Here is a 5,287-nt window from a genome sequence, read left to right as displayed (position 1 = left end):
TATAGAGCATTTATCAGTTGCTAGCAGCAAGTATGGCTCTCTAAAATAAAACGCAATTTCATGCTACACTTGCGCTTAAATTTACTGCTTTGCTGTGCCTGGTTGCGCCAGATTTGCATCAATTTCTTTCAGGAAATTGATAACCAATAATGCTGCATCCGGATAAAATGCTTTGTTCACCTGCTCAAAATCGTCTGTAGGTTTGTGATAGTGCAGGTGATCTTCCACGCCAAAATATACAAAAGGAATATCCTTTTTGTGAAACATAGCATGGTCTGATTGTCCTGTCCAATCGTCGTGGCCCTGCTCGGGTCGGTCGTGGCCAAGTACAAGTTTGGCATGTGGCTGTGGCTTTACCTTTTGCAGAAATGGCTTGAGCTGTGGATAGTGATAAGCGCCACTTGCGTAAAGTTCACCTTTGTTGTTGATGCTCAACATATCCATGTTCACGTTTAGAAGGATATGCTCCAGCGGAACGGGCGGATGCTCTAAAAATGCTTTGGCACCTTGCAAACCAAGTTCTTCGGCATCAAGTGCCGCAAAAATAATGGTATGCTTTGGCGGGTGCTTGGCAAAGTATGCGGCCGCAGCTAAAAGGGCACCCACACCGGAGGCATTATCATCTGCCCCGTTATAAATCAAACTGTCCTGCTGCCCTACATGGTCGTAATGGGCTGTAACAACAATAGCTTTATCAGACTTACCGGCAATATAGCCCACTAGGTTAGTTGCCTGTTCTACTTTAGCTCTTTTTGTATCAATGCTAAAGTGTTGCTTATAATCCGTTGCAAAAGGTTTTATACCTGCTTCTTTAAACCGATTTAAAAGATACTCCTGCGCCAGGGCATTGCCTGGTGTTCCGCTGTGGCGGCCTTGCATGGAGTCGGCAGACAGTACCTGCACGTCCTTCAGTAGCTGTTTTTTATCTATTCGCTGCGCCACGCCTAGTAGTGGCAGGGCAAGTATACAGGTAAGGGCAAATGCTTTTTTCATAGTCAGGTTAAAAGACGAAGGTAGCATGTACAGCTATCGCAGCCAAGTATAAACTATTAGAACTTCGGCCAGGGCACCCAGCTTTTCTGGCGGTTCTGCTGCGCAGGAGATATGGATGCTTTTAACGGCCGGTCACCCTGTTGTGTATTGTTTTGCTGCTGCTGCGGCAGTTGTTCTATTGGCACCCAGCCATTACGCATGTAAGTTTTAACAGCACTTGCCTGCACCGCTGTTTCTTTCTTCCATTTCATCAGCTTGTTCTGCATCATCTGAGTATCTATTTAGGATAAACGTACAAAGCTGACAATGCAAGCAGCGTGCCACTACGGCTTTGGAGAACTATAGTTTCAGGAGCATAAAAAAGCCAGGTGCTACACCTGGCTTCTCTCTAATCTTTCACTTTTATATAGCTGGGCAGCTCTACCGGTCCTATAGAGGTTTGAATGGTAGGTTTTATTTGCAAACTCAGCTTAGGCGCATTGGCATCTTTCTGGTTCAGCAGAGTAGCTAAGCGCAGCAGCTTATTGAAATCAGTTTTCCCGCTTGCATCTGCAGTAAACTGTAAGGGAGAGTTTATAGTGATTGTGTTTAAGCCATTTCTTAGCTCCACCGGCTCGCTTACAATACCAGTTAAAGTCTGCTCCTCCCCTACCAGCAACTGCCACTTGAGCTGCGTTACGGTCATGGTTCTAGCTTCGCTTCCCTCTGGCAGCTGCACATTCAGGCCAATAGTAGACACAGCATTGAGGTTATTTTCTGAAAAGGCAGAGAAAAGCTTCGCTGCATCGTTAAAAGAAAAATCCTGTGGCCCTTTCTTGTTGAGCAGATTGATTCCATTCAACTCCATTCTGTCTATACCTGCCAAACTGTACTCAGCTTCTTTAAAAGCTTCTACATCATTCTTGGTTTTACAGGCAAAGCTAAACAGCAACAGCGCCAACAGAAAGGTATAGTTTACTAATTTACTTCTCATTTTTATTTTCTACTTCTTAATTACTTTCCCAGAGCCAGACACGCTGGTGTTAACGCTGGGGTTACCGGTATAGTATACCCGGCCGCTTCCGCTAATCTTCGCATCAAGTTGGTTTGCTGCGTTCACCTCTGCTTCTCCTGAGCCGGAAACATTCACTTCTACCTTTTTGGAGTTAACATCAGAGGCCAAATAGTTGCCAGAACCTGAGATGGAAATATCCTGCTCATTGGCAACACCAGCTGCACGAATTGTGCCAGACCCGCTTATACGGGCATCCAGCTTATCAGTGGCCACACGTAGCAGCACATTGCCAGATCCAGAAACACTCGTTTTAAACTCGCGGCTTTCAAATACATCTTCCAGCTCTATAGAACCTGAACCACCCACGCGCGCCACATGCAGCTCCGGAACTGTTATATGTATTTCTACTTTCTTATGATTGCGAAGGCATCTGTCAAATTCAATATCCCAAACGCCGTTGTCTACCTCAGTTTCCAATTCATCCAGCACATTCCCCTGTCCCCGCACCTCAACACGCTGTGGGTTGCCACGCGATATGTAAACTTTCGTGCTGCCACTTACCTCTACTCCGCTTATAGCTGCCATATCTAATGTACGGGTCTCTACGCCTCCCTCTCCTTCCAGGCAAAAGCCTTTATCGTCGCAGGAGAAGGCTACTACAGCCGTAGCTAGAAACAGGAAGGGTAATTTGAGAATTTTCATAGTATATAGCGTCTTGTAGATGATTGAAGAGCAATATACAAAAACATTAATAAAGGCCACACCTACCTGTAGATGTGGCCTTTACTTTAGCTACTTAGCGCGTTGTTCTAAGAAAGACGCCCTACCTGCTGCCCCTGCTGATTTACCAATATACCTTTATCAGAAACGAAAACAGTTTTCATGTATTCACTTTCAAAATAGTATGGAAAATCAGGATTACCGGTTTTAGCCAGCTTACCGATTACAACTGGTCCGTTTTCCGTAACGTGAACCAGGTGCATGCGCGTAGTCAGGTAAAACTGCTCACGTGGCGCTTTGCTGAACGTGACTTTGGTAAGCACCATACGGCTATCTAACGCAGCAGATGAGGTGTTTCTTGCTGCCGATGAATTGATAGCTGGCCTCCGTGCAGGCATAGCGGCAATGGCTCGCTGGTCAGGCTGTGGGGCTCTGGCACTTGCTAATAGCTGGTCATTTGCGCTTTTCCACCCTTTGCTGATAGCAGCTAGCCGGTAATCTCTGCCCGGATGTGTACGGGATGTTCTGTCTTCTGACAAAAGATTGATCGCTGCCTGTGCCTCGGCAAGGCTGGCGCCCATTTTGCGCAGTACAAAACCAGAGAATTCATCTGCCTCCAGCTCATCGCCGGGGTTGCTGCCGCTTCTGCTTAAGGTGTGCCCGTTCAGGTGGTGCCCAATTTCATGCGCCAAAATACTTACGCCTCCCCAATCTGTGTGCACGGCGTTGTTGATCCTAGCCAAGAAATTCTCGCTGTATAAAATATATCGCTCACCGTTATACACAACGGCAGCGGCATTATCTATATCAGCAGCTCTTAGCTCGAAACGGGGCTTGAGCCCTATCACGTTGATGATCTCCTGTACAATATCACGTGCTCCGGCCCGTGTTGCAGTTGTTTTGTTTTCATAAGCAGGGGCAGTTACAGTGGCTGCAGAAGCTATCTGCCCTAGCACCGGTGCCAGCACCAGCCCCAGCGCAATAGTAAGTTTCTTTATGTATGGCATAGTGTAAAGTTCTGTAGGTAAAGCAGCTATAGAGATAAAACGGATAAACTGCGGTATCTAGTATGTTAGCAAGTACTTTGCCAGAATAGTGCTCAACAGCGAGATTGGCTACTTTTTTCACTTTGGTTGCTGATAATAGTATTGCAGCAACAGCGGGCAATTACCTGCCGTTTAGTTAACTGAAAATAAACCGCATGTATACTATGCTACAAAACCCGCACGCAATAAACTCGCGCGTTAGTTTGCTGCTGATTTGCAAACAGATCATCTATCAAAATGCAATGCAGTAGTAAGTAAACAGGCTTTACTCTTGAAAGCCGGCGGGCATGGTTGAACGGTGTTGATTTATTTTATAGCTTAGCAGCAGGCACTTACAACAACAGTACGTACTTGGCATCATCTATCTACAACATACTTTATACTTCTGCTGCATTAACAGTTTTTGAAGACACCAGCTTAAAGTTGATGGTCGTTCACCCTCACGGCCTGGTGCCATCAAACCTGTACCGCAAAGGTTTGATAACTGCCGTAGAGGTTGCCATAGAAAAGCAACTGCACCACTGGCTTGTGAACAATATAGAGGGCGGTATTATTTCATCAGAAGATCAGGTCTGGGCCAGCGAAACAGTTGCACCACTTTTGGCAGCCGAAAGCCGTATCCAAAAAATGGCTTTTATCGAACCGGAAGACATCTATAGCAAAATCATACTGGAAGATTTGATGGATAGAGCCAGGGAGATGTTCCTGTTTGAGATGCAGTTCTTTAAAGAAGTAAAGAATGCTTATACCTGGTTCAGAGACTCCTCTGCCACCACCTTGTAGTTGCTTTATGTTGCTATAGGCTTTGCTACCACAATATACTGAGGCACTTCAATGGCACCTACGGGCGTTTGCACGGTAGGCTTTATTTGCAAGGTCAGGCTCTTTCGCAAGTCTTCCTTTTTAGCTAAAAGAGTCATTAACTTCGAGAGCCCTTCATAGTTACGCACCCCCTCCGTCTCCGACATCATTACCAGCGTTTGGATCGGCAATACATTTAGCCCCTCATGCAGCTGCATGCGTTCCTTTATAACCCCTTGCAGCGTGTGCTCGCCATCTACCAGCAATTGCCATTTCAAAGCTGTTATTTTCATACGTCTATTTTCTCCTTCTTCTGGCATTTGCACCTGCAGGTATAGTGTTGCGCTGGCTCTTAAGGTGTTCTGCGAAATGGAAGCCAATAAACTATCTCCTTCCTGTGTGGTAAAATCATTAGGACTTTGCTTCTGCATCACATCAACACCGTTCAATGTAACATCCTGCACCTCCTGTAAGCTGTACTTAGCTTCTGTAAAAGCTTTCAGATCGCTGGCTTGTTTGCAGTTAACCAAAAGCCCCATCAAGGCTATAACCAAAGTATAGATCAGGTATTTATTCATTTTCCTCCTCCTTCGTTAGACCTTCTTCCTGAAGCAAAATACGCACCAGCTATACTTGTGGTAGTATAAAAAAGCAGCTGCTACATAATAGCAACTGCTTTTTTATACTTGAATACTTCACTTTTGTACTAGTGGATTCCAAACTTTTATTTAAG

General features: G+C 45.4%; 7 protein-coding genes. 1 reads left to right on the top strand and 6 read right to left on the bottom strand.

Translation table 11 applies throughout. The features are described from left to right. Positions 1-81 precede the first annotated feature (81 nt). From ACFQ2O_RS19705 to ACFQ2O_RS19685, 5 genes are all read right to left on the bottom strand, one after another. The gene (locus tag ACFQ2O_RS19705) at positions 82-993 is read right to left on the bottom strand and encodes a M28 family peptidase (RefSeq protein ID WP_377532075.1); all 912 of its coding nucleotides are present in this window, start codon (positions 991-993) and stop codon (positions 82-84) included. Positions 994-1,049: 56 nt separating this feature from the next. After that, a complete protein-coding gene (locus ACFQ2O_RS19700) occupies positions 1,050-1,262 on the bottom strand; it encodes a hypothetical protein (protein ID WP_377532072.1) in 213 nt (70 codons plus the stop codon). Between the two features lie 119 nt (positions 1,263-1,381). Then, positions 1,382-1,966: a hypothetical protein gene (locus ACFQ2O_RS19695; RefSeq protein ID WP_377532070.1), complete on the bottom strand. Its 585-nt coding sequence runs from the start codon at positions 1,964-1,966 to the stop codon at positions 1,382-1,384. Between the two features lie 9 nt (positions 1,967-1,975). Then, positions 1,976-2,689, bottom strand: a complete 714-nt coding sequence (locus tag ACFQ2O_RS19690) for a head GIN domain-containing protein (RefSeq protein WP_377532067.1) — start codon at positions 2,687-2,689, stop codon at positions 1,976-1,978. Positions 2,690-2,796: 107 nt separating this feature from the next. Continuing rightward, positions 2,797-3,714: a membrane-binding protein gene (locus ACFQ2O_RS19685; protein ID WP_377532064.1), complete on the bottom strand. Its 918-nt coding sequence runs from the start codon at positions 3,712-3,714 to the stop codon at positions 2,797-2,799. Positions 3,715-4,104: 390 nt separating this feature from the next. Here ACFQ2O_RS19685 and ACFQ2O_RS19680 point away from each other — a divergent pair, with 390 nt between their 5' ends. After that, positions 4,105-4,536: a hypothetical protein gene (locus tag ACFQ2O_RS19680; RefSeq protein WP_377532061.1), complete on the top strand. Its 432-nt coding sequence runs from the start codon at positions 4,105-4,107 to the stop codon at positions 4,534-4,536. 5 nt (positions 4,537-4,541) lie between these two features. Here the strand turns inward: ACFQ2O_RS19680 and ACFQ2O_RS19675 are convergent, their stop codons facing one another. Further along, on the bottom strand, positions 4,542-5,132 hold the full coding sequence (locus tag ACFQ2O_RS19675) for a hypothetical protein (protein WP_377532058.1): 591 nt from the start codon (positions 5,130-5,132) through the stop codon (positions 4,542-4,544). Between the last annotated feature and the right edge of the window lie 155 nt (positions 5,133-5,287).

Origin of the sequence: Pontibacter rugosus, from assembly GCF_042678745.1 — a bacterium.
Lineage (GTDB): Bacteria > Bacteroidota > Bacteroidia > Cytophagales > Hymenobacteraceae > Pontibacter > Pontibacter rugosus.
This window is presented reverse-complemented; position numbering and strand designations above follow the sequence as displayed.